General features: G+C 55.0%; 22 protein-coding genes, 1 tRNA gene and 1 riboswitch. Of the genes, 11 read left to right on the top strand and 12 right to left on the bottom strand.

From position 1 onward, the window contains the following. Window positions 1-16: 16 nt before the first annotated feature. The 3 genes from chrA to OSB_RS08635 all read right to left on the bottom strand — a co-directional run bounded on the left by chrA (window position 17) and on the right by OSB_RS08635 (window position 3,318). Entirely contained in the window at window positions 17-1,255 is a 1,239-nt protein-coding gene (gene chrA / locus OSB_RS08645; RefSeq protein WP_049834609.1) for a chromate efflux transporter, read from the bottom strand. Further along, a complete protein-coding gene (locus OSB_RS08640) occupies window positions 1,252-2,049 on the bottom strand; it encodes a chromate resistance protein ChrB domain-containing protein (RefSeq protein WP_049834608.1) in 798 nt (265 codons plus the stop codon). The genes chrA and OSB_RS08640 overlap by 4 nt, the downstream gene beginning before the upstream one ends. A gap of 105 nt (window positions 2,050-2,154) precedes the next feature. Next, entirely contained in the window at window positions 2,155-3,318 is a 1,164-nt protein-coding gene (locus OSB_RS08635; protein WP_049834607.1) for a cytochrome P450, read from the bottom strand. Between the two features lie 199 nt (window positions 3,319-3,517). Between OSB_RS08635 and OSB_RS08630 the strand changes: the two genes are divergently transcribed. The 3 genes from OSB_RS08630 to OSB_RS08620 all read left to right on the top strand — a co-directional run bounded on the left by OSB_RS08630 (window position 3,518) and on the right by OSB_RS08620 (window position 7,139). After that, window positions 3,518-4,528, top strand: a complete 1,011-nt coding sequence (locus OSB_RS08630) for a DctP family TRAP transporter solute-binding subunit (protein WP_049834606.1) — start codon at window positions 3,518-3,520, stop codon at window positions 4,526-4,528. Between the two features lie 112 nt (window positions 4,529-4,640). Further along, window positions 4,641-5,324, top strand: coding sequence for a TRAP transporter small permease (locus OSB_RS08625; RefSeq protein WP_049834605.1), 684 nt, complete (start codon window positions 4,641-4,643; stop codon window positions 5,322-5,324). A 3-nt stretch (window positions 5,325-5,327) separates the two neighbouring features. Next, window positions 5,328-7,139 (top strand): TRAP transporter large permease, encoded by a 1,812-nt coding sequence (locus OSB_RS08620; RefSeq protein WP_049834604.1) that lies wholly within the window; start codon window positions 5,328-5,330, stop codon window positions 7,137-7,139. Between the two features lie 116 nt (window positions 7,140-7,255). On the opposite strand, the gene tpiA is transcribed toward OSB_RS08620, so the two are convergent. Further along, the gene (gene tpiA / locus OSB_RS08615) at window positions 7,256-7,990 is read right to left on the bottom strand and encodes a triose-phosphate isomerase (protein ID WP_049834603.1); all 735 of its coding nucleotides are present in this window, start codon (window positions 7,988-7,990) and stop codon (window positions 7,256-7,258) included. Between the two features lie 63 nt (window positions 7,991-8,053). Here tpiA and OSB_RS08610 point away from each other — a divergent pair, with 63 nt between their 5' ends. Together OSB_RS08610 and OSB_RS08605 are read left to right on the top strand one after the other, a co-directional pair. Then, window positions 8,054-8,962: an isopenicillin N synthase family dioxygenase gene (locus OSB_RS08610; protein WP_049834602.1), complete on the top strand. Its 909-nt coding sequence runs from the start codon at window positions 8,054-8,056 to the stop codon at window positions 8,960-8,962. Continuing rightward, window positions 8,959-9,543, top strand: coding sequence for a hypothetical protein (locus OSB_RS08605; RefSeq protein WP_049834601.1), 585 nt, complete (start codon window positions 8,959-8,961; stop codon window positions 9,541-9,543). Before OSB_RS08610 ends, OSB_RS08605 begins: the two co-directional genes overlap by 4 nt. Here OSB_RS08605 and OSB_RS08600 read toward each other — a convergent pair. The 3 genes from OSB_RS08600 to OSB_RS08590 are packed head-to-tail and all read right to left on the bottom strand — an operon-like array spanning window position 9,540 to window position 10,612. Continuing rightward, window positions 9,540-9,866 (bottom strand): TfoX/Sxy family protein, encoded by a 327-nt coding sequence (locus OSB_RS08600; protein WP_049834600.1) that lies wholly within the window; start codon window positions 9,864-9,866, stop codon window positions 9,540-9,542. The genes OSB_RS08605 and OSB_RS08600 overlap by 4 nt on opposite strands. Beyond that, the gene (locus OSB_RS08595) at window positions 9,863-10,222 is read right to left on the bottom strand and encodes a HesB/IscA family protein (protein WP_049834599.1); all 360 of its coding nucleotides are present in this window, start codon (window positions 10,220-10,222) and stop codon (window positions 9,863-9,865) included. Before OSB_RS08595 ends, OSB_RS08600 begins: the two co-directional genes overlap by 4 nt. Window positions 10,223-10,249: 27 nt before the next feature. Further along, window positions 10,250-10,612, bottom strand: coding sequence for an SUF system Fe-S cluster assembly protein (locus tag OSB_RS08590; RefSeq protein WP_049834598.1), 363 nt, complete (start codon window positions 10,610-10,612; stop codon window positions 10,250-10,252). A 175-nt stretch (window positions 10,613-10,787) separates the two neighbouring features. Between OSB_RS08590 and tgt the strand changes: the two genes are divergently transcribed. Continuing rightward, window positions 10,788-11,918: a tRNA guanosine(34) transglycosylase Tgt gene (gene tgt / locus OSB_RS08585; protein WP_049834597.1), complete on the top strand. Its 1,131-nt coding sequence runs from the start codon at window positions 10,788-10,790 to the stop codon at window positions 11,916-11,918. Between the two features lie 245 nt (window positions 11,919-12,163). Next, window positions 12,164-14,575 carry an endopeptidase La gene (gene lon / locus OSB_RS08580; protein ID WP_049834596.1) on the top strand — a complete coding sequence of 804 codons (2,412 nt, stop codon included), beginning with the start codon at window positions 12,164-12,166 and terminating at the stop codon, window positions 14,573-14,575. A gap of 87 nt (window positions 14,576-14,662) precedes the next feature. Here lon and OSB_RS08575 read toward each other — a convergent pair whose 3' ends face one another. Further along, window positions 14,663-14,902, bottom strand: coding sequence for a hypothetical protein (locus tag OSB_RS08575; protein WP_049834595.1), 240 nt, complete (start codon window positions 14,900-14,902; stop codon window positions 14,663-14,665). Between the two features lie 155 nt (window positions 14,903-15,057). Then, the gene (locus tag OSB_RS08570; RefSeq protein WP_049834594.1) at window positions 15,058-15,249 is read right to left on the bottom strand and encodes a hypothetical protein; all 192 of its coding nucleotides are present in this window, start codon (window positions 15,247-15,249) and stop codon (window positions 15,058-15,060) included. 190 nt (window positions 15,250-15,439) lie between these two features. Here OSB_RS08570 and OSB_RS16505 point away from each other — a divergent pair, with 190 nt between their 5' ends. Continuing rightward, the gene (locus tag OSB_RS16505) at window positions 15,440-15,895 is read left to right on the top strand and encodes an HU family DNA-binding protein (RefSeq protein ID WP_082166444.1); all 456 of its coding nucleotides are present in this window, start codon (window positions 15,440-15,442) and stop codon (window positions 15,893-15,895) included. Between the two features lie 65 nt (window positions 15,896-15,960). On the opposite strand, the gene OSB_RS08560 is transcribed toward OSB_RS16505, so the two are convergent. Then, window positions 15,961-17,196 carry a D-amino acid dehydrogenase gene (locus tag OSB_RS08560; protein WP_049834593.1) on the bottom strand — a complete coding sequence of 412 codons (1,236 nt, stop codon included), beginning with the start codon at window positions 17,194-17,196 and terminating at the stop codon, window positions 15,961-15,963. A 143-nt stretch (window positions 17,197-17,339) separates the two neighbouring features. Beyond that, window positions 17,340-17,427: riboswitch (glycine riboswitch) on the bottom strand. A gap of 93 nt (window positions 17,428-17,520) precedes the next feature. Here OSB_RS08560 and OSB_RS08555 point away from each other — a divergent pair. Then, the gene (locus OSB_RS08555; RefSeq protein WP_049834592.1) at window positions 17,521-18,081 is read left to right on the top strand and encodes a histidine phosphatase family protein; all 561 of its coding nucleotides are present in this window, start codon (window positions 17,521-17,523) and stop codon (window positions 18,079-18,081) included. A gap of 50 nt (window positions 18,082-18,131) precedes the next feature. Next, a tRNA-Val gene (locus OSB_RS08550) sits at window positions 18,132-18,207 on the top strand. 91 nt (window positions 18,208-18,298) lie between these two features. On the opposite strand, the gene OSB_RS08545 is transcribed toward OSB_RS08550, so the two are convergent. Continuing rightward, complete coding sequence (locus OSB_RS08545; protein ID WP_049834591.1) at window positions 18,299-18,856, bottom strand: pyridoxamine 5'-phosphate oxidase family protein; 558 nt, start codon at window positions 18,854-18,856, stop codon at window positions 18,299-18,301. A gap of 213 nt (window positions 18,857-19,069) precedes the next feature. On the opposite strand from OSB_RS08545, the gene OSB_RS08540 reads away from it, so the two are divergent. Beyond that, window positions 19,070-19,366, top strand: a complete 297-nt coding sequence (locus OSB_RS08540) for a hypothetical protein (protein WP_049834590.1) — start codon at window positions 19,070-19,072, stop codon at window positions 19,364-19,366. Between the two features lie 57 nt (window positions 19,367-19,423). Here OSB_RS08540 and OSB_RS08535 read toward each other — a convergent pair whose 3' ends face one another. Continuing rightward, window positions 19,424-21,439: a DEAD/DEAH box helicase gene (locus tag OSB_RS08535; protein ID WP_049836104.1), complete on the bottom strand. Its 2,016-nt coding sequence runs from the start codon at window positions 21,437-21,439 to the stop codon at window positions 19,424-19,426. Window positions 21,440-21,566 lie beyond the last annotated feature (127 nt).

The raw sequence follows: 21,566 nt of genomic DNA, 5'->3' as shown, positions 1-21,566 counted from the left end.
CGGATAAAAGGGCCGTTTAACCCAGTTGCGCAATTGCGATCCCTGCGAGCGCCATGGTGCCCAATGTTAGCCCCATCGGCCATTTACGCCAAAGGAGGAGGGCGGCGGCAAGGGCGGTAAGAACAGCAGCGGCAAGGTTGAACGACGACCAGATAGGGCTAAGGATTGCGAGCGGACCCTCAGAAACACCCACCTCATCAAACACCACGTGGGCGGCAAACCAAAGCGACAGGTTGGCAATGACGCCGACAACTGCGGCCGTGATGGCGGCAAGCCCTGCACGGATACGCGGGTAACCATCAAGCCAATCAATCAGCGGTGCGCCTGCGAAGATCCAGATAAAGCAGGGCACAAATGTGACCCATAACGTCATTGCAGCCGCCAGCAGGCCAAGCATCCATCCGCCGTGTGCAATACCTGCGAGTTGCCCGACGAACTGTGTCACAAGGATCAGGGGGCCGGGGGTCGTTTCGGCCAGTCCGAAGGCGTCGATCATTTCAGGCGTGCTGATCCAGCCGTAATCCGTCACCACCGTTTGCGTCATATAGGCGAGCACGGCGTAGGCACCGCCGAAGGTGACCAGTGCCAGCTTAGAAAAGAACAACCCAATGGCGAGCAGGAACGTCGCACCGGCCAGCCAAGCGGCAATCAATGGCAAAGCCCATAACGCCCCGCCAACTGCGATTGGCGCAATTGAGTGTCGCCACGGCAGGGCGGATTTAACGCTGGTGTGATCCGTGCAGGCCCATGCGCCGTACAACGCGGCTACGATGATGACCAAAGGATAAGGCAGATTGAATATAAACAGCGCAAGGAATGCGAGTAGGGCAATTATTCGGTAATCCGTTCGCCCCAACGCGCGGCTAAGAAGCTTCAGGATCGCCTGCACAACGATGATGATGACAGCCGCTTTGATGCCCAGAAATGCGGCCTGAACCAATGGCAACGAACCAAGGGCCGCGTAAGCAAACGCAAGCACTGCAATGACCAACGCACCGGGAAGGACAAACAGCCCTCCGGCGATCAGGCCACCGCGAATACCGCTGATTTTCCAACCCGCATAAGTCGCGAGCTGCATGGCTTCAGGGCCGGGGAGCATCATGCAAAATGACAGCGCCTTAAGAAAATCCGGTTGCGACAGCAGCGGGCGGTCGTCCACCAGTTCCTTTTGCATGAGCGCGATTTGCGCAGCAGGGCCACCAAAGGACATGCACCCAATGCGTCCGAATAGGCGGACCATATCTGGGGTGTTCATGGGGCGTCCTGCAGGCTGGCGTGGGTTTCCGCCACGCCATCACGGGCCCAACGGTAGAGCGCATCATAGAGCGGCATCGCGGCGTCCAGCTGTGCGTGATCATCGCGGTGCATGCGCGACAGACCCACTGACATCGCCAAAAGCCCCGCCGCTTGTGGGTTGTCGTCGCGGCCCGTGTCTGCGGCGCGGATGACTTCTGATAAGCGGTTTAAGGCTTCGGTGCGCAAATCAAATAGGTCGAGCATTGCATCAAATGTGCAGTGATCGCCTTTGTGGGTAAAAGCGACATCAGGAATGTCAAAGGGTGTTGCGCCAAAGCGCTCGGCGACGCCTGCGACTTGATCTGGTGCGACAAACATGAATTCCGCCTGCGGATTCACAAAACGGCGGATCAACCACGGGCAAGCAATGCGGTCGATTTTCGGGCGGTGACGTGTGACCCACAGGTTGCTTTGGGGCAAGGCAGCAAAGGGGAGGCGCGGCGCGGCATCTGTGTCGCGCCAACCATACATTCCACCTTCGAGATACTGCGCATCAACACCGCGCGCGCGCAGGTGCGACGCCAGACCTTGGCTGAGCTTAAGGCCCTTCTGACAGGACACAATACAAGGGCGCCCATCCAATGTGCGGATTAACCCGTCAATATCGGTATGTGGATGCTTGATCGATCCGGGGATCAAATAGGGGTCATCTGCGAAATCATCATCAATGCAAATATCGACGATCGCAGGCGCATCAGGCACACCTATCAGTCGCAGAAGGTTTTTGCAGGAAATCTCATTAGGGGCAGCCATAGCGCATGCTTCCTTTCGGTGAACATGCGAACCTTTGGCCTAAGCCTCACGGGGGTGTTCGCATTGCGCCCCATGCCGGTATTTTGCCGTGCCTTCGGGGTGGGGTCAAGTCGCGACGCGCAGGGCTTCTAATCCGTGGAAGTGGTAGGTGTTGCCGTATTGTGGTGGCGTGGCGAGGGCGAGGTTCGGGCAGCGTTCAAACAATACTTGCAGGGCAACCCGCAGCTCTAAGCGTGCAAGGGGCGCGCCGACGCAGAAATGAATGCCGCCGCCAAAGGCCACATTAACCGGACCCGTGCGGGTGGGATTAAACGTATTTGGATCGGGGTAGGGCGCGGGGTCGCGGTTGGCAGCGCCAAGAAGGCATTTGACCGTATCGCCACGTTTGAAGGCATGGCCGAACAGTTCGCAGTCCTCAATGACATAGCGGTCAAACATGTGCAGGGGCGGATCAAATCGCAGGGCTTCTTCGACGATCTTTTCATCGGCCGTGCGGATCTGGCGTTCCAATAGGGTTTTGACAGTGTTGCCAAGCGTGTGCACCGTCGCCTCATGACCTGCGTTCAACAGCAAGATGCATGTGGTGATGAGTTCATCCGTGCTCAGCTTTTCGCCGCCTTCTTCAGCAGCGATGAGGTGGGACATCAGGTCATCCGCAGGCGCCTTTCGCTTCTCGTCAACGTGAGCGCGCATGAAGGTCACGAACGCCTCGGTCGCCTCAATCGCGTGGTCCTCAATGGCGCGGGTACGACCAGAGACATACATCGCGACCATTGCATTGGACCAAGCAAGCAGATCATCGGCACGGTTTTCCGGAACCCCCAATAGACGCGCGATAATGATGACGGGGACGGTGCGGGCGTAGGCGTCCAACAGGTCGAATTCACTGGTTGGAAATGCGTCGATCAATTGATGGCACAGGGTTTCGATCTCGGGCTCAAGCTCTGCGATGCGCCGCGAAGTGAAGGCACGCAGCACCAAACCACGCAGGCGCGTATGGCGAGGCGGGTTAAGCTCAAGCATGGAATGCGCTTCAACGGCGTAGAACGGCGCGAGGTGTTCAGGGATCGCGCGTGCAAACTCAGCCGGAACTTCACGCCCCAAGCGTTTGTCCTTTAGGCAAGCGGCGACAGCGGCGTGCGAAACCGCGCAAACGGCATCGTAGTCTTCCCAAAAGAACAAATCACGACCCGCGCGGGCGAGGTCGTAGAAAGGGTAGGGGTTTTGCACGAAGGTCGGATCGGTCGGGGATTGGGAAAGGCTTTGCATGAAAGTTTGATGCCTCCGGTCCAGTGCGAAGGCAAGGCTAAGCGCGTGCACACGTCTAGAAAAATTGTTGGGTTTGATCTGTGTCAGAGCCCAGTTCACGCAAAAATGACATCTTTTGATTGCTGCAATTATGACGTTAACTGGCTTAATGGATCGTCCATGAAGGGCGGCCCGATTCCAATTCCTTGGGAGGAAACCGATGAAATTTCTTATGAACGCGGCAAGCATTGCTGCTTTGACACTGTCCGCTGGTGCGGCATTTGCTGACACAATGGGCTGCGACGGCGACGAAATTGTTGTTAAGTTCGCACACGTAACAAACACAGACCGCCACCCAAAAGGCATCGCGGCATCTTTGCTGCAAGAACGTGTAAACGCTGAGATGGACGGCACGATGTGCATGGAGGTCTTCCCGAACTCCACGCTGTATAATGATGACCAAGTTCTCGAAGCGATGCTTCAGGGTGACGTTCAGCTGGCTGCTCCATCTTTGTCCAAGTTTGAAGCATTCACGCGTCAGTTCCGCATTTTCGATCTGCCGTTCATGTTCGCAAACATCGACGCGGTTGATGCGTTCCAAGCGTCTGACGCTGGTCAGGCCATGCTGGATTCCATGCAACGCCGTGGTCTTCAGGGTCTTGGTTACTGGCACAACGGCATGAAGCAGATGTCAGCGAACGTTCCACTTGAGCTGCCAACAGATGCAGACGGCCTTAAGTTCCGCGTTCAGAACTCTGACGTTCTGGTTGCGCAAATGGAAGCAATGGGCGCATCCCCACAGCCAATGGCGTTTTCCGAAGTTTACGGTGCGCTGCAAACTGGCGTTGTGGACGGCCAAGAGAACACATGGTCCAACGTTTGGGGTCAGAAGTTCTTTGAAGTTCAGGACGGCACCACACAAACAGATCACGGCGTTATCGACTATCTTGTCGTGACATCTGTTGACTGGTTGGACAGCCTTGACGCGGACACACGCGATCAGTTCCTGACGATCCTCGATGAAGTTACGGTTACTCGTAACGCTGAATCTTTTGCTGTGAACGAAGAAGCAAAAGAATCCATCATCGCAGCGGGTGGCGTTGTACGCCAGCTGACAGACGAGCAGCGCTCTGCTTGGATTGAAGCAATGAAGCCTGTTTGGGACCAGTTCGTTGACGATGTAGGTCAGGAAAACATCGACGCGGCGCAGGCGATCAACGCAGCACTGTAAACGATAGCCGGTGGCGATGCGCGGTGTTCTTCGGAACACTCGACGCAACGCTTGCCAGTAAATTGGGGTCGGCCGCAGATGTGGCCGGCCCCTCTTAAAAGGGGAGGACGCTATGTCTGGGGCATATAAGCCGAAGGGTCGCGTTGGGGCGATCGTTCACACGCTAGAAGAAAGCATCATTGCGTTGTTGTTGGGACTGATGACCCTCGTGACGTTTGTTAACGTCGTTTTACGTTATGGATTTAACAGTCAGCTGATCTGGGGTCTTGAGGTCACGCTCGTCCTGTTCGCGTGGCTGGTTTTGTTTGGTATTTCTTACGGTTTCAAGATTGTGAGCCACCTTGGGGTTGATGCTGTTCTGAATATCGTTGGGCCAAAACCGAAGCGCATTATGGCTGTTGTCGCTGCGCTCGTTTGTATTTTCTATGCAGTGTTATTGATGAAAGGTGCTTGGGATTACTGGGCACCATTTGCAGGGCTTGATGCCACATCTGGACGTTGGTTCCCCACAGGTTTTGAAAGCTCTCGTGATCAAGGCTGGTATGAAACCGACCACGTTCCGATCCCATTTGCCCAAACCTGGCTCGAGAACACGTTCAACCTTGGCGAAGAATACGAAAAGATGCCGCGCCTTGTTCCTTACGCAATCGTTCCGTTTGCAATGGCACTGATGCTGTACCGCCTTGTGCAGGCCTTGGTGCGCGTTGTGCGTGGAGAGATTGATACGCTGATCGTCAGCCATGAAGCGGAAGACGACGTAAAAGAAGCAGGCGAAAGCCTGACTTGGGAGGAATAAGCAATGGATGTTGCAATTCTATTTGGCATGGTGATTGCCTTCCTTGCGATCGGTGTTCCGATTGCTGTGGCACTTGGCCTGTCGTCAACGCTGTTCTTGTTGGTGTTGTCTGACAGCTCGCTCGCCAGCGTCGCGCAGTCGCTGTATCAGGCGATGGCGGGGCACTACACGCTTCTGGCCATTCCGTTCTTCATTCTGGCGTCGTCGTTCATGTCGACGGGTGGCGTGGCACGGCGCATCATTGATTTCGCGATTGCAGTTATCGGACACGTGCGCGGGGGCCTCGCGATTGCGGGGGTTCTAGCGTGTATGTTGTTTGCGGCTTTGTCCGGATCGTCCCCTGCGACGGTTGTGGCTGTTGGGTCCATTGTGATCACGGGCATGGTAAAGTCGGGTTATTCCAAAGATTTTGCGGCCGGCGTTATTTGTAACGCTGGGACACTTGGTATCCTGATCCCGCCAAGCATCGTGATGGTTGTTTATGCCTCTGCCACGGATGTGTCCGTTGGTCGGATGTTCCTTGCCGGTGTAATCCCAGGTCTTCTGGCTGGTTTCATGCTTATGGTGACGATCTATGTCATCGCGCGCATCAAGAACCTGCCAAAGGGTGAATGGCTTGGTTGGTCCGAGATTTTCTCAACCATCCTGACCGCGTCTTGGGGCTTGTTCCTGATGGTTGTCATCTTGGGCGGCATCTACGGAGGTGTGTTCACACCAACCGAAGCTGCGGCGATTGCATCTATCTATGCGTTCATCGTGTCGATCTTCATCTACCGTGACATGGGTCCACTTAAAGGGCGTCCTTGGCTGCAAAAAGACGAGGAAGATTCTGGCCTGTTGGGTATGCGAATTTGGGGTTTCACGCTGGTGACGCTGATCCTTTATGGCGTTGGCTGTTTCGTCATGGACCTCCCGATGTCGATCGCGCTTTGGGCGGCTGGGATTTTCCTTGTGGTTGCCCTGATCCTTGGTGCGTTGATGGCGCAGGCGGTGAAAGAGGGCTGGGAGATGCTTTTGGCCGTTGGCGCAGTGGCCGTGTTTGGTATTTTGCCGATGCTTGTCGCGCTCTGGAACGTATGGACATCCGACATTGGCGTGATCTTCCAGATCATTCAAAGTGTGATGGCCGTGATGTTGCTGTTGTTGCCACCTGCCGTGTTTGTTTTCGCGATGCTTCGGGCTGCGGAACGTCTGAACGTTTCGGGTGAAAGCTATGAACAGTCTGTCATGATCGGCGCAACTGCCATTCTGCGGTCCAACTTTGAGAACATCGTGATGGCCATTCCAGCACTTGTTCACAAAGACACCAAGCAGACCCTGCTTGAGGCCGGTAAGCTGACGATCATGTTGATGTTCATCATCGCCAACGCTTTGATCCTGAAGCATGTTCTGACGGATGAGCAAATCCCGCAGCACATCACAGAAGCCATGCTGGCCGCTGGATTGGGACCGATCACGTTCTTGATTATCGTCAACATCATCCTGTTGATCGGTGGCCAGTTTATGGAACCATCCGGCTTGATCGTGATTGTCGCACCATTGGTGTTCCCGATTGCCATTCAGCTTGGGATTGATCCGATCCATTTGGGCATCATCATGGTGGTAAACATGGAGATCGGGATGATCACACCTCCTGTTGGCCTCAACCTGTTTGTGACGTCCGGCGTGGCAAACATGTCGATGATGCGGGTCGTACGCGCTGCGCTGCCGTTCCTTGCGGTGTTGTTCGTGTTCCTAATCATGGTCACCTATATCCCGTGGCTGTCGACGGTCTTGCCAACGGCCTACATGGGACCAGAGATCATCACGAACTAAAGGCGCGCTACCGCGCGTTCTTAAGTCTAAAACTGGAAAGGCGACGCTCTGTTTTTCAGGGCGTCGCCTTTTGCTTTTGTAGAGATGAGTATTTGTGAGCCAAAGAAAACGGAGGCTTAGGCGCTATTTTCCAAGGCTGTGATAATTGGAGAGAAGTCCGTGGCCCTAAGGGACGCGCCGCCGACAAGTGCACCGTCCACGTTTGGAAGGGCAAAGATGTCATCTGCGTTGCTCGCTTTCACCGAGCCGCCATAGAGGAGGCGCATTTGGGTTCCTTCAGCGCCAAAGCGGGCTTCGAGATGCGTGCGTAGGGCGGCGTGAACGGCGGCGATCTCGTCTGGCGTAGGCGTAAGGCCCGTGCCGATGGCCCAAACGGGTTCATAAGCGATTGTGGTCGTCTCTGCGGTTGCTGCGTCAGGGATGGATTGGTCCATCTGGGCACGCAAGATATCAAGCGTTTCACCGGCGCGGTACTGCGCCTCGGTTTCACCGATGCAAAGGATCACATGCAGGTCGGCGTTCCAACCGGCCTCAGTTTTGGATGCGATGAGGGCGTCGTCTTCTGCGTGGTCTGTGCGGCGTTCAGAATGGCCGGTGATAACGTAGCGCGCGCCTGTGTCTGCGATCATCGCAGCTGAGATATTGCCAGTGTAGGCGCCGGAGTCCGCAGGGTGGCAGTCTTCGCCGCCAATCAGGAGACCCGTGTCGGCCATCCGGCTGAGCAAAGTTGCTGGACCGCAGATCACGACATCAACCGCTGCATCCGCATGGGTGCTGGCCAGTTGTGTCAGTTCCGGTAAATCCGCGCTCGTGCCGTTCATCTTCCAGTTTCCGGCAATCAGTTTACGCATGTCGCTCTCCCCATTTGGTTAAGCGTGATGTAGCAAGTGGCGAGATTAAGTGAAAGGCACCCAATGTCAGAGATTGAGATTCCTCGAATTGATGCGCAGGCATTGTTGGCTGGTGATGAGGCTGTGGTCGAACAGGTTCGTGTCGCCGCGCGGGAGATTGGGTTTTTAACGTTGCATAACACGCCAATTCCAGTTGCGGACATCCAAGAGGTGTTTGACACGTATCGTGCGTTTTTCCTGCTTCCAGCGGCGCAAAAAGAGGCCGTGAACATGGCGCGGACGGGGTCCAACCGCGGGTGGGGCGCAGCTGGTTCTGAGCAAGTCGATCCTGATGCGAACCCAGATTACAAACAGGTGTTTGATTCCGGATTTGAGGTTGAGGGGTCCGAATTGGCGACCTATGCGCCGAACTTATGGCCTGAAGATCCAGAGGATTTTCGCATTGTCGTTGAGAATTACTATGCGCGGGCGTTGGCGTTTTCTGGTGAGTTGCTGGAGGCAATCGTTGGCGGGATTGGCGAAGATAGTAACTACTTTCGTGCGCAATTTGAACAGCCAATGGCCTTGATGCGCGGGAACTACTATCCGCCACGTCCGGCCAGTGCTGGTGCAAAGGATTTTGGGATCGCGACCCACACGGATTACGGCTGCCTTACGTTGTTGGCCATGGATGGAACCCCGGGGTTGGAAGTGCGCAAGCGGGGCGGGGGCTGGATTCCGGTGTCTGCGCCGGTCGGGGAATATGTCGTCAATTTCGGTGAAATGCTTGAAATGTGGACTGAAAAGCGCGTCGTTGCCACGCCGCACCGTGTGATCGGTGGCGACGCTGAACGAATGTCTTTGCCGCTGTTCTTTAACCCAAGTGCGCAAACCAATGTCGCGCCGATCGGGTCGGGGGAGGTCATTCATGCTGTGGATCACCTGCAAAAACGCTTTGATGAAACCTATCTGCACTTGAAGGATAAATCATGATCACGTGTCTTCATACAGCCGACGTTCATGTGGCAACGTTTGGGGCGCTATTGCCGGATGCGAGCCATGTCGTGCGTGTTGATTTCCTTGATCGCGCGCGCGCTGACGGGGTGGATGCCGTCGCCGATGAGGTGAAGATGTTGTTGGGCGATTTAGCGTCGCAAGGCCCAGTTCTGTGCACCTGTTCAACGCTTGGCCCATTGGTGGATGAAGTTGCGCTATCCAATGTTGTGCGCATCGACCGTCCGGCAATGGAAGCTGCGGTGTCCGAAGGCGGAGAAGTGGTCGTTGCGATCTGTTTAGAGAGTACGCGTGACGCGACAATGGCCTTATTTGATGAGGTTTCCGCAGGGCGCGCGTCAGGAAAACTGGTGCTGTGTGATGCGGCTTGGCCATTTTTTGAAGCAGGCGATATGGCTGGGTTTGCTCAAGCCATCGTGGACGCCGTTAGTGGGCAGGCTTCGCGGGTGTTGCTGGCGCAGGCATCTATGGCCGTCGCAGCGCCATTGTTCGCAGAGCAGGGTGTTGAGGTGTTTACGACACCAAAAGCGGCGGCAGATGCGGTGGCTGCGCTGGCCTAAAGGTGGGCGAGGGCGCGGCGCGCTAGATCGCAAGCTTCCTCTGGATCATCCAGCGCTGAATCTGGCAACTTCCAATAAGGCATGGCCGTTGGTTTAGGGGCGTTCTCGCGCTGGTAGGTCCAACGGGTCAGGCCCATCGCGTCAAGTTCGTCTTTAAAGGAACCCGCACCTTTAATCATGGTTCCGTAGTCTGAATGTACGATCGCGAAGATCGTGCCATCAAGATAAAGACACAGACCGCCCATCATCTTGCGGGTCGTTAGTGGGCCGAGGCCGGAAAACAAATCCGTTGCGAATTCAATATCTTCCGGCGTTACGCTCATGTGTTGAGGTTTTCGTCGAATTTGATGGACTCGCCACACCCGCAGGCCTCAGTGACGTTCGGATTGCGGAATTTGAAACCGGCTTCAAGCAGGGACACCTCGTAGTCGATTTCCGTGCCAAACAGGAACATCTGCGCCATTGGCGCGATCATCACACGCGCGCCATCCTGTTCGACAACCTCATCAAGGGGATCGACTTCGGCCACGTATTCCATGGTGTATTCCATGCCCGCACAGCCGCCCTTTTTGACGCCAATGCGTAGGCCTGCGTGTTCATCTTTCGCCATAAGCTTGGCGATTTGTATCGCTGCGGCATCGGTGATGGATACAGCTTGTTTTCCAGGGATTCCAAACATTTAGCGAACCTCCTTAGAGGATTAAGATTACATGAACCCGAGCTCTAGACGGGCCTCATCAGACATCATTTCCATGCCCCATTGGGGCTCCCAGACGAGTTCAACGTCAACGGTTTTCACGCCAGCCAGCGGTTCAATCGCTTCAGCGACCCAGCCCGGCATTTCACCTGCAACAGGGCAGCCCGGTGCGGTGAGGGACATCAGAACTTTGACTTCGTTCTCGTCGTTGATGTCGATCGTGTAGATCAGCCCAAGGTCCAGAATATTTACTGGAATTTCAGGGTCATAAACCGTGCGGCAAGCCTCAACGATGTTCTCGTAGAGCGCGTGTTCGGTGGTGGAAGGCTTGATAAGCGGTGTGCCTTCTAGTGGGGGTGTCGCGTCGTTCATGATTTGGCGTCCTGTAATTCCTGACAGAACATATAGGGATTAGGGTGGCGGGCGTAAAGATGTGGGGGCGCGGCGTTTTCGCTATTTCTTCAAGGTGTTTACGCCAGCAGAACAGGTCGTCTCTTTTCATTCACCCCATCAAAGGCCTAGAAGCGCATGAAGATAAGAGGCCGATATGACAAAGACGTTTTCATTTGAATTGCAAAAAACCGATGGTGCTGCGCGCACAGGCGTGATGCACACGCCGCGCGGGGACATTCGCACGCCTGCGTTTATGCCGGTGGGTACGGCCGCGACGGTAAAGGCCATGATGCCGGAATCTGTGCGTGAAACGGGTGCCGATATTCTACTCGGGAACACCTACCATTTGATGCTGCGCCCTACGGCGGAACGGATCGCCAAGCTTGGTGGTTTACACAAGTTTATGAACTGGGAACGGCCTATTTTGACGGACTCTGGTGGTTTTCAAGTGATGAGCCTCGCCGGTATGCGCAAGCTGACCGAAGAGGGTGTTGTTTTTCAAAGCCATTATGACGGTTCCAAACACAATCTGACGCCGGAACGTTCGATGGAAATCCAGCGCTTGCTCGGGTCTGACATTGTGATGTGTTTTGACGAATGTCCCGCATTACCTGCGGATCGCAAACGCCTTGAAGACAGTATGGAAATGTCGATGCGGTGGGCCAAGCGTAGCCGCGATGCATTCGGGGACCGTCCTGGTCACGCGCTGTTTGGCATCCAGCAGGGCGGGCTTGAGGAAGATTTGCGCAAACGATCAGCCGATGCGCTGCAAGAGATCGGGTTTGAAGGTTACGCCGTTGGTGGCCTCGCCGTGGGTGAGGGGCAGGAGGCGATGTTTGATTGCCTCGATTTCGCGCCCGACCAATTGCCTGTCGATAAGCCACGCTACCTGATGGGCGTTGGTAAACCGGATGATATCGTCGGTGCCGTGAAGCGCGGCATTGATATGATGGATTGTGTTTTGCCGTCCCGTTCTGGTCGTACGGGGCAGGTGTTTACCCGCCACGGTGTGGTGAACATCAAGAACGCGCGTCATGCGGACGATCCGCGCCCATTGGATGAAAACTGCCGCTGCCCAGCTTGTTCAAACTATTCACGGGCCTATCTGCACCATGTGTTCCGCTCTCATGAAATGATTTCAGGGATGCTGCTGACGTGGCATAACCTGACGTATTTCCAAGACATTATGCAGGGTATGCGTGACGCGATCAGTGGAGGAACCTTTGCCGCGTGGGAAAGCGACTTTCACAGTAAACGTGCGCAAGGCGATATTGACCCGTTATAGCGAAAACACGTCTTTTGGTGTCATTTTGCGCCCCTATTTGTGTTTTAACGTACGTTTTTTCGGTTTATCCCCAGTTTTGACAAATTGCTGCCTTGCAGCGACCACGCGGCACAGGCAATGTGGGCGAACCTGAAACGGACTGGTTGAAAGCGGGCAAAAGACCCCCACATCTATAGACCAAGTCCGGAGATTGGTGCGTTGCCTATGAATAGGGACCGCTGATCTTGCCAACAAAGGAAAAGAGCATGCAAGAACCATTGAGTTCATCCTACCCCGTCCTCCCGCTGCGCGACATTGTTGTGTTTCCACATATGGTCGTTCCGCTTTTCGTTGGACGTGAAAAATCTGTTTCAGCCCTTGAAGAGGTGATGGCAGATGACAAGCAGATCCTATTGTCCAGCCAGATCGACCCGGGCGTGGATGATCCCGACCAAGACGGAATCTACAGGGCTGGCGTTCTGGCCAATGTGCTGCAACTGTTGAAGCTGCCGGATGGCACTGTGAAGGTGCTTGTTGAAGGCATCGCACGTGTGCGCATTTCCGAATTCGTTGAAAACGACAAACATTTTGAGGCGACGGCAGAATATCTGACCGAAATGCCGGGCGATATGACCACGATTGAGGCGCTAACCCGTTCCGTGGCCAAGGAGTTTGAGCGTTACGCCAAAGTCAAAAAGAACATCCCTGAAGAAGCGCTTGGCGCGGTGTCCGAGGCGTCCGAGCCTGCAAAACTGGCTGACCTTGTTGCTGGCCACCTTGGGATTGAGGTTGAGCAACGCCAAGAGCTGCTGGAAACACTGTCCGTATCCGAGCGCCTTGAGAAGGTTTACGGCTTTATGCAGGGCGAATTGTCCGTGCTGCAGGTCGAAAAGAAGATCAAGACCCGCGTAAAGACCCAGATGGAACGCACCCAGCGTGAGTACTATTTGAATGAGCAAATGAAGGCCATTCAGAAGGAACTTGGCGATGGTGAAGAGGGCGAAGGCGAAATGGCCGAGCTTGAAGGCAAGATTGCCAACACCAAGCTGTCCAAAGAAGCGCAGGAAAAGGTCGACGGTGAGCTGAAGAAGCTTAAGAACATGTCGCCGATGTCTGCGGAAGCCACAGTTGTGCGCAACTATCTGGATTGGATGCTGTCCATCCCGTGGAACAAGAAATCTCGCGTTAAGAAAGACTTGGGTAAGGCTGAGGCCATTCTTGATGGCGATCACTATGGCCTTGATAAGGTTAAAGAACGCATCGTTGAGTATCTTGCGGTGCAGCAACGTAGCCAAAAGTTGAAAGGGCCAATCATGTGTCTCGTCGGCCCTCCTGGTGTGGGTAAAACCTCGCTCGGGAAGTCCGTTGCGAAAGCCACTGGGCGTGAATTTATTCGCATCTCCCTTGGTGGTGTGCGTGATGAATCTGAAATCCGTGGCCACCGTCGGACCTACATCGGGTCCATGCCCGGTAAGATCATTCAGGCGCTGAAAAAGGCGAAAACCACGAACCCGCTTATCTTGCTCGATGAGATCGACAAGATGGGGCAGGACTTCCGTGGAGACCCTGCATCCGCTATGCTTGAGGTGCTTGATCCGGAACAGAACGGCTCGTTCGTCGATCACTACTTGGAGGTCGAATATGACCTGTCCAACGTGATGTTCCTGACCACGTCCAACTCATACAACATGCCAGGCCCATTGCTGGACCGGATGGAGATCATCCCGCTGTCCGGCTACACCGAAGACGAAAAGCGCGAGATCGCGAAGCAGCATTTGCTTGAGAAAGTGATGAAAAACCATGGCCTTAAGTCCAAGGAATTCACGCTTGAGGATTCCGCGCTGACGTCCATGATCCGCTATTACACTCGCGAAGCTGGTGTGCGGAACTTAGAGCGTGAGATCGCGAAAGTGGCCCGTAAAGCTGTGACCAAGATCGTCAAGAAAGAAGTCGAAAGCGTTGTCGTTACTGAAGACAACATCGAAGATTTCTTGGGCGTGAAGAAGCATCGTTTCGGTTTGGCTGAAGAAAGTGACCAGATCGGCGTTGTCACGGGCTTGGCTTATACTTCTGTCGGTGGGGAGCTTTTGAACATCGAAGCGCTGCGTCTTCCAGGTAAAGGCCGTATGAAAACAACGGGTAAGCTGGGCGATGTGATGAAAGAATCCATCGATGCGGCATCCAGCTACGTGCGGTCTATTTCCCCACAGATCGGGGTGAAACCGCCGGAGTTTGATAAGCTCGACATTCACGTGCACGTGCCAGATGGCGCGACGCCAAAAGATGGGCCAAGCGCTGGTTTGGCGATGGTGACGTCAATTGTGTCCGTGTTGACCAAGATCCCAGTGCGCAAAGATATTGCCATGACTGGCGAGGTGTCCTTGCGCGGGAATGCGATGCCGATTGGTGGTTTGAAGGAAAAACTTCTGGCGGCGCTGCGTGGTGGAATTAAAACCGTGCTGATCCCTGAGGAAAACGTCAAAGACCTCGCGGATATTCCGGACAACGTGAAAGAGGGGCTGGAGATTATTCCAGTGACCCACGCGTCCGAAGTGTTGAAGCATGCGTTGGTGTCTGAACCTGAAGCGGTTGAATGGGACCAAGAGGCAGAAGATGCGGCTGCCGCGGCCGCCGCGCTGCGTGCCCGTGAAGCAGGGACGGGCGCTGTCGCGCATTAAATTTTCTCGAATGGCATGAAAAAAGGGCGCCGCTGGATTCACAGCGGCGCCTTTCATTTACCCAAGAACATGCGCGGGCAAAAACTCTTAAAGTGATGAAAGTTCCGAAACTTGCGCGGCCGAACCGCCACCTTTGCTCAACGCCGCTGCGATCAATGCGATCAGGATCAGTGGTATGATAAGGCCTGCGGATGACGAAGATCCGGCAGTATCTGCCACGATGATTTCAGGCTGCATTGTCATGACCGGGTCAGCTAATCCGCCAGCACTGGCGACTGAGGAAACAGCAATAAGTGCCGCTGCGGACGTTGTTGTAATAAGTTTCATTAATATTCTCCTTTAATTCGCAAAGCGTGAAGTGTTTTGTCGATTCGATCAAGTCTTAGTGAGATGCGGGCGAACGAAAACTCATTTCGGCCGCATGGAAAAAAGGCGCTGAGATCACTCTCAACGCCCTTTACCGTTAGATGGTGTCGTCGGTTTTACCCAGCAGTTGCGGCAGCTACGAGCAGCGCGAAGATGATGACAGGCAACATGGCAGAGCCGCTTGACGGTGTTTCAACGTGTTGGATGATGATTTCGGGATCCATGATCGGATCAGAAATGCCGCCAGCAAAAGCAGGCAATGCGAATGTGGTCGCAAGCGCAGCGGCGACGAGTGTGTTTCTTGTCATAATATTCCCCCCTAGTTAACGCAGGCAAGAATTCAGACTGTGGGCGGAGTGGCAACCCCAAGGTGCAACTTGTCCACAGGTTTCGCGTCACAACTCGCAATTTTCTTCATTATGCCAATGGGAAAAGCCTTAAAGTATCGCTATTGTTTCTGTAACAGGCACAATCTTGTGCGACCGATCGGAGAGAATGATGGCCACTAGCAGTACAAAAACAGCGACAAATACGCCAAAGAAGGCCACGAAAACCGCTGCGAAGTCAGCGCCAAAAGTAGCAACGAAGCCAGTCGCGACAGCGAAAGCCGTGGCCACGCCAGCGAAAGCAGCCGTAATTCCGAAAGCCACCATCGTTGAGACTGTAAAGCCGGTTGTTGCCGGCGCGCCGATCAAAAAGCCTGAGCTTATTGATCGTGTGATGGCCGAAACGGGCATGAAGAAAAAAGACGTTAAACCTGTCGTTGAAGCCATGCTCGCGGTGTTGGGCCGTGCATTGACGAAAGGCGAAGATCTGACGGTTCCACCGCTTGGTAAACTGATGGTAAAGCGTACGAAAGAGGCGGCAAACGCGACGATTGTGACGGTGAAACTGCGTCACCCGAACAACCCAGGTGGCCCTGCGAAAACCGTTGTGGGCGATGAAGTTATCTAGTCAAATCAACGACCTGTAAATTCTATGCGGCACGTGATGGAAACCCCTTCACGTGCCGTTTTGCCTTAGGCTGCGTTTGAACGCGATGCATCCAGCACGCTGTCGGCCACGATCTCGGCGGTGGCGGCGGACAGCGTCCAACCCAGATGGCCGTGTCCTGTGTTGTAAAACACGCCCGAAGATTTGCCCGGACCGACACGCGGCATCATGTTCGGCATCATCGGACGCAGACCAGCCCAGGGGATGGCATGTTCCGTGCTGACGTCTGGAAATAGATTCTCAACCCACTTCACCAGCGGCTGAATGCGGTCATCACGGATGTCGCGGTTTTCACCGTTGAATTCGGCCGTGCCAGCGACGCGGAAACGATTGTCTCCAAGGCGTGAGGTCACGATCTTTGCTTTGTCATCCAGCAGAGACACCCACGGCGCGGCTGCTTGGCTTTGTTCATCGTCCAGCGCGACTGTGATAGAATATCCTTTGACAGGGTAGACGTTTACGCGGTCCCCAACCATCGACGCGAACGCACGGCTACGCACGCCGGCGCAAATGACGATTCCATCAAAGTGACCGGATTGGTTACCTGAGGCTTCGGTCCAGCCGACATCGACGCCGCCGCGCTCACGCGCTGTTAGGGTTTCGACGTAACAGCCGTATTTGAACGTTGTGCCATGTTTCTTACAGGCCTCGCCAAGCCCCTTGGCATAGCTGTGAATGTCACCGGTAAAATCGCTTTCGGTGTAGTAGCCGCCATAGATTTCGCCCTTCAACGCAGGCTCGAGTTCTCGCATTTCATCCGCGGTGACGGCGTGGCGTTCGAGACCACCTTCTTTGAGCATGTCATTCACTTTTGCAGCACCGTCGAAGTCCGGTTTGCAATCATAGACGTGTAGGATGCCGCGTTTTTCCAGTGAAAAATCAAAGCCTTCCTTGGCCGCGTGTGACATTAGATGTTCACGGGCGGCAATGGCGAGGCGCACAGTTTCAACGGTGTTTTTGCGGTAGTTGGGGATGTTGGACATGAATTCCGCCATCCAAGAATATTTGTGCCAGCTTGGTTTCGGGTTCACAAGCAACGGCGCGCCGCGTTGTGTCATCCATTTGAGGCCTTTGAAAATCGTGGACCATTGGGTCCAGACTTCGGCGTTTGATGCGGACAGTTGCCCGCCATTGGCAAAGGACGTTTCCATCGCAGCATAGCGATTGCGATCAAACACGGTGACGTCAAAGCCACGGTTCATCAAGGCGTAGGCGGTGGTTATTCCGGTGATGCCGGCACCGATAACGGCGATTGTTTTCATGGGGTTATTTCCCTTTAGACAGCGTTCAAACATGCCGACGTATCGGCGGTGAACCCATCTGTCAGGGGACCTGAGAGTTTCGCCACGATGATCTGTGACGGCTCCTTCGGTGGGCGCGCCTTAACGCCACTCTCCAGATTGCGATACGCTCCGCGGTCCGTGTGCCTGAGAGTTTCCGGGTCGTTGCTCCTTCGGCGCTGGGTCGAACCCAGACTCTCCCGCGGGCGAGAGATGCAGGCTCTCTATCGGGCTATTTGAATTTCAAATCAATGATTCTGTGCAATCGGGGTTTTGGTTTGTTCGCGCCCGCGCTACCCACGCCATATGACATATCCAGAACTTTATATCCTGCGCCACGGCCAGACCGAGTGGAATGCAGAAGACCGCATGCAAGGTTGGCTAAATTCACCCCTTACGCCCAAAGGTGAGATGGATGCCGCGCGGCAGGGCGAGATCCTGCGCGACCTAGACTTAACGGGTTTTGAATTTTGGTCCAGCCCATCGGGTCGTGCGGTGCAAACTGCTGGCATTGCTTGTGGCCCCTTGGCCGAGGCCGTGCATACCGACACTCGCCTGCGTGAGATTGGCGTCGGTGATTGGGCAGGGCGCCTGCGCGCCGAGCTGCCACAAGGCACGGGGGATGATCCCTATATGGCGCAATATGAGATGGCCCCGAACGGTGAGGGGCTGGCAGCGGTTGAGGCGCGATGCCTTTCGTTCTTGTCTGAAATGAAACGCCCTACAGTTCTGATAACCCATGGAATTACCAGCCGCGTGATCCGTTCCATCGTTGTTGGAAAGGACGCTTTGGCCAACCCAAGCATCCACGGCGGGCAGGGTTGTGTGTATCATTTGAAGGGCGGCACACAAAAGATGCTCACATAGGCAATCGGGGGCTTGCACGTCGTGAAAAGGGGCGCTAAACGCTGCCCATCGGGTCGTTAGCTCAGTTGGTAGAGCGCTTCGTTTACACCGAAGATGTCGGGAGTTCGAGCCTCTCACGACCCACCATTTCCCCCAATTTTGAATAGATCATCGGGCGGAACGCGATTTAGCGTTTCACTTCGGAAACGCGTGCGCGCCCCGTTTCCGGTTAAGCGCTTTATTCCATATCTTCAAAAATCCCTGTCTCAAAGCCATCGACGCTTTTGACGTTCTTCTTATGCCAGAACTTGTCGACGCCCTCTGGGCCCATTTCAGCATACCAAGGCTCCATGTCTTTATCTGCACGGGTTCGGGTGACCTCAACTTCGGGAACGCTTGTGCCACATGAGGTCGTAACCAGATCAATGTCCAAGGTGAAAATATTGCGTGCGCCCGCATAGTCTGGGAAGTGCGCGAGGAGGGCGGTCCAATCCGCATCGCGAGGGTGAACAACACGTGCAGTGCCATAGACACGCAGCGTCAGTGGATCACCTTCAAACGAGCTGAACATCATTGTCATGCGCGGGGATTGTGCGACGTGGGCGGCCGTTTCATTGCCGCTGCCCGTCAAGTTCAACCATACCAGCTGTTTATCAGACAGAATTTTCAGGCAATCTAGCCCCTTGGGTGAGACGTTGACGCGACCGGTCGGGGCTGCTGTGGCGACAAAAAATAGAAATTGCTTTTCGATGAACGCGCGGAACGATCTGTTCAGTTTATCTGTTTGAATTCCCATTTTTTGTCCTTCGATCTGGTCTTCGGGTAATGGCTTTCATCAGGTAACCATGTTGCAAAACAAAATGCGAACAAATTTTATCCTATGATTTTGAACGTGTGTGGGTGGAAAAACACGGTAACGCATTCAAAACATTTCCAGTAATCGGTTTACCCCCCGCTCCAGAAGTCGTTAAGTTCCCCCAAAAGTTGTTAGAGTTAGATGGGGGATTCCATGAAATCAATTATTACAAAGATGATCGCAGGCGGTTGCTTGCTCGGTTTGGCGGGCTGCATGATGGTGCCAGCAGATTTCATTTGGGGCGATAACGCCAGCCAGTGGGCGAACGACGGGGATTGTGATGATCCGCGCTTTACTGGACCGATGGCACACACGCTGCTGCTGCCAGAAGACGCATTGCACGATGCCAACGATTGCCGTGCGCTGTTCTTGGATGGCAAGGTGCAAATGCGCTCGAATTACCAGCAGGGCGTAACGTACGAAAACCCAGGCTACGTCGGACCGAATTGATCCAATGCGCGACTGATTAAAAAAGCCCGCCTCAGTTTTGAGGCGGGCTTTTGTGTTTTAGGACTTTGTGCGTGGCTTGCGTGGGGCGGCGTTTCCGCCTTTGGCTGCAAGGGCGCGTGCCCGGTTTTTCTTGCTGGACGGTTTGCCCACCTTTGGCGCGCCGCCGCCATCTTTGCCCGCCGGCTTACCGCCGCCCTTACCTGCGTATGGCTTGCCGGTAGGCTTCCCATCAGACTTGCCAGCGTAGGGTTTGCCATCACGTGGCTTGCGCGGCTTGTAGGATTCGATGGTATCATCGGATGACTTGTTCTTGTCGAACTTTGGTTTGCCACCATGTGGCTTCGCGCCACCCTTTGGCTTTTTCGCGCGCGGTTCGCGTTCGTCATTCCAATCCACCGGCTTTGTGGTGCCTTTGGATTTGTGGTGCGGCTTGTCGCCGTCCTTGCCACGGTGTGGGGCCTTGTCGCGCGATTTAAAGTCCTTACGCGGTGCGCCACGTTCAAAGACCGGCAGCTTTTCAACGCGGGTGAGGGGGGCGCCGTTTTCCAGCGTCATATCCCCACCGAGTGCGTCCGTCAGCGTCTTGAGGGCGGTTTCGCGCACTTCGATGTAGGATTCGTTTGGCTGAATGCGGATCGCACCGATGTCGTCTTTGGTGATGTTGCCCATCTTGCAGATCATCGGCAGCAAACGGCGCGGTTCGGCACCAGCTTCGCGGCCACCGGGAAGCGAGAACCAGACGGATTTGCCAAAGGCTTCGCGTGGTTTCGCTGGGGCGGACGGTGCAGACAATTCTTCAGGGGCTGTGTGTTTTTCGCGGTAAAGACGCAGGTAAGCCGCCGCAAGCTGTTCCGGCGCGAACCGTTCAGCCATGGTTGTAACCATTGATTGGGCCGAACCGTCGACTTCAGGGGACCAATCCGTGTCCTCGAGCATGCGCTCTTCGTCTTTTGCTCTGACTTCGTCGGCAGACGGGGCATCCGCCCATGTTGCCGTCAGTTTTGCCCAACCCAGTAAACGCTCAGCCTTCTTGCGCACGGCTGGCGGCGCGATCAGTGCAGAAACACCCTTGCGGCCAGCGCGGCCTGTACGACCTGAACGGTGCAAAAGCGTGTCTTGGTTTGATGGCAATTCGGCGTGAATCACCAATTCAAGGTTTGGCAAATCGATACCGCGGGCTGCAACGTCGGTTGCCACACAGACGCGGGCGCGGCCATCACGCATAGCCTGAAGCGCGTTCGTGCGTTCGGCTTGTGACAACTCACCAGACAAGGCCACAACGCTAAATCCACGATTGGACAGGCGCGTAGTCATGCGATTCACGGTTGCGCGGGTGTTACAGAAAACGATTGCGTTTGGCGCTTCATAGTAACGCAGAACGTTGATGATTGCGTTCTCACCGTCACGTGGTGAAACGTTGAATGCGCGGTATTCGATGTCCGCGTGCTGCTTTTCACCTGTCGTAGTCGCCACGCGCTGTGCGTCTTTCTGGTAGCGCTGTGCAAGCTTGGCGATGGACGCAGGGACAGTCGCCGAGAATAGCAGCGTCTGGCGGTCTTCCGGGGATTGTTCGAGGATGAATTCAAGATCTTCGCGAAACCCAAGGTCGAGCATTTCATCCGCTTCATCCAGAACAACCGCTTTAAGGGCGTTCAGGTTGATGGATTTGCGCATGATGTGGTCGCGCAGACGGCCCGGTGTGGACACAACGATATGTGCGCCACGTTCCAATGCGCGTCGTTCATCACGCATGTCCATGCCGCCAACGGTGGATGCAATCACGGCACCCGTTTTCTCGTACAGCCACGCCAGTTCCCGCTTAACCTGCAGGGCCAATTCGCGTGTCGGTGCGATGACCAATGCCAGTGGTGCGCCTGCGCGGTCAAACTTTTCGCTGTCACCCAGCAGGCTTGGCGCAATCGCGATGCCAAAGCCAAGTGTTTTACCAGAACCGGTTTGCGCAGAGACCAGAAGGTCTTTGCCTTCCAGCGCAGGATCGGAACACGCCTCTTGGACGGGGGTCAGCGTTTCGTAGCCACGCGCTTTGATGGCATCAGCAAGAGCCTGTTTCACAGCAGTATCACTTTTCTTAGTTGGGTTTGGCGCAGCCAACACGGGCGCGCATCAATGTTGGCGCGGCTCTAACGTGTTGAAGGGCACTTGTATAGGGCGTCAGGTGGGCGGCAGCTATGCGGTGTGC

The organism is Octadecabacter temperatus, assembly GCF_001187845.1.
In the GTDB taxonomy this organism is placed as follows: domain Bacteria; phylum Pseudomonadota; class Alphaproteobacteria; order Rhodobacterales; family Rhodobacteraceae; genus Octadecabacter; species Octadecabacter temperatus.
This window is presented reverse-complemented; position numbering and strand designations above follow the sequence as displayed.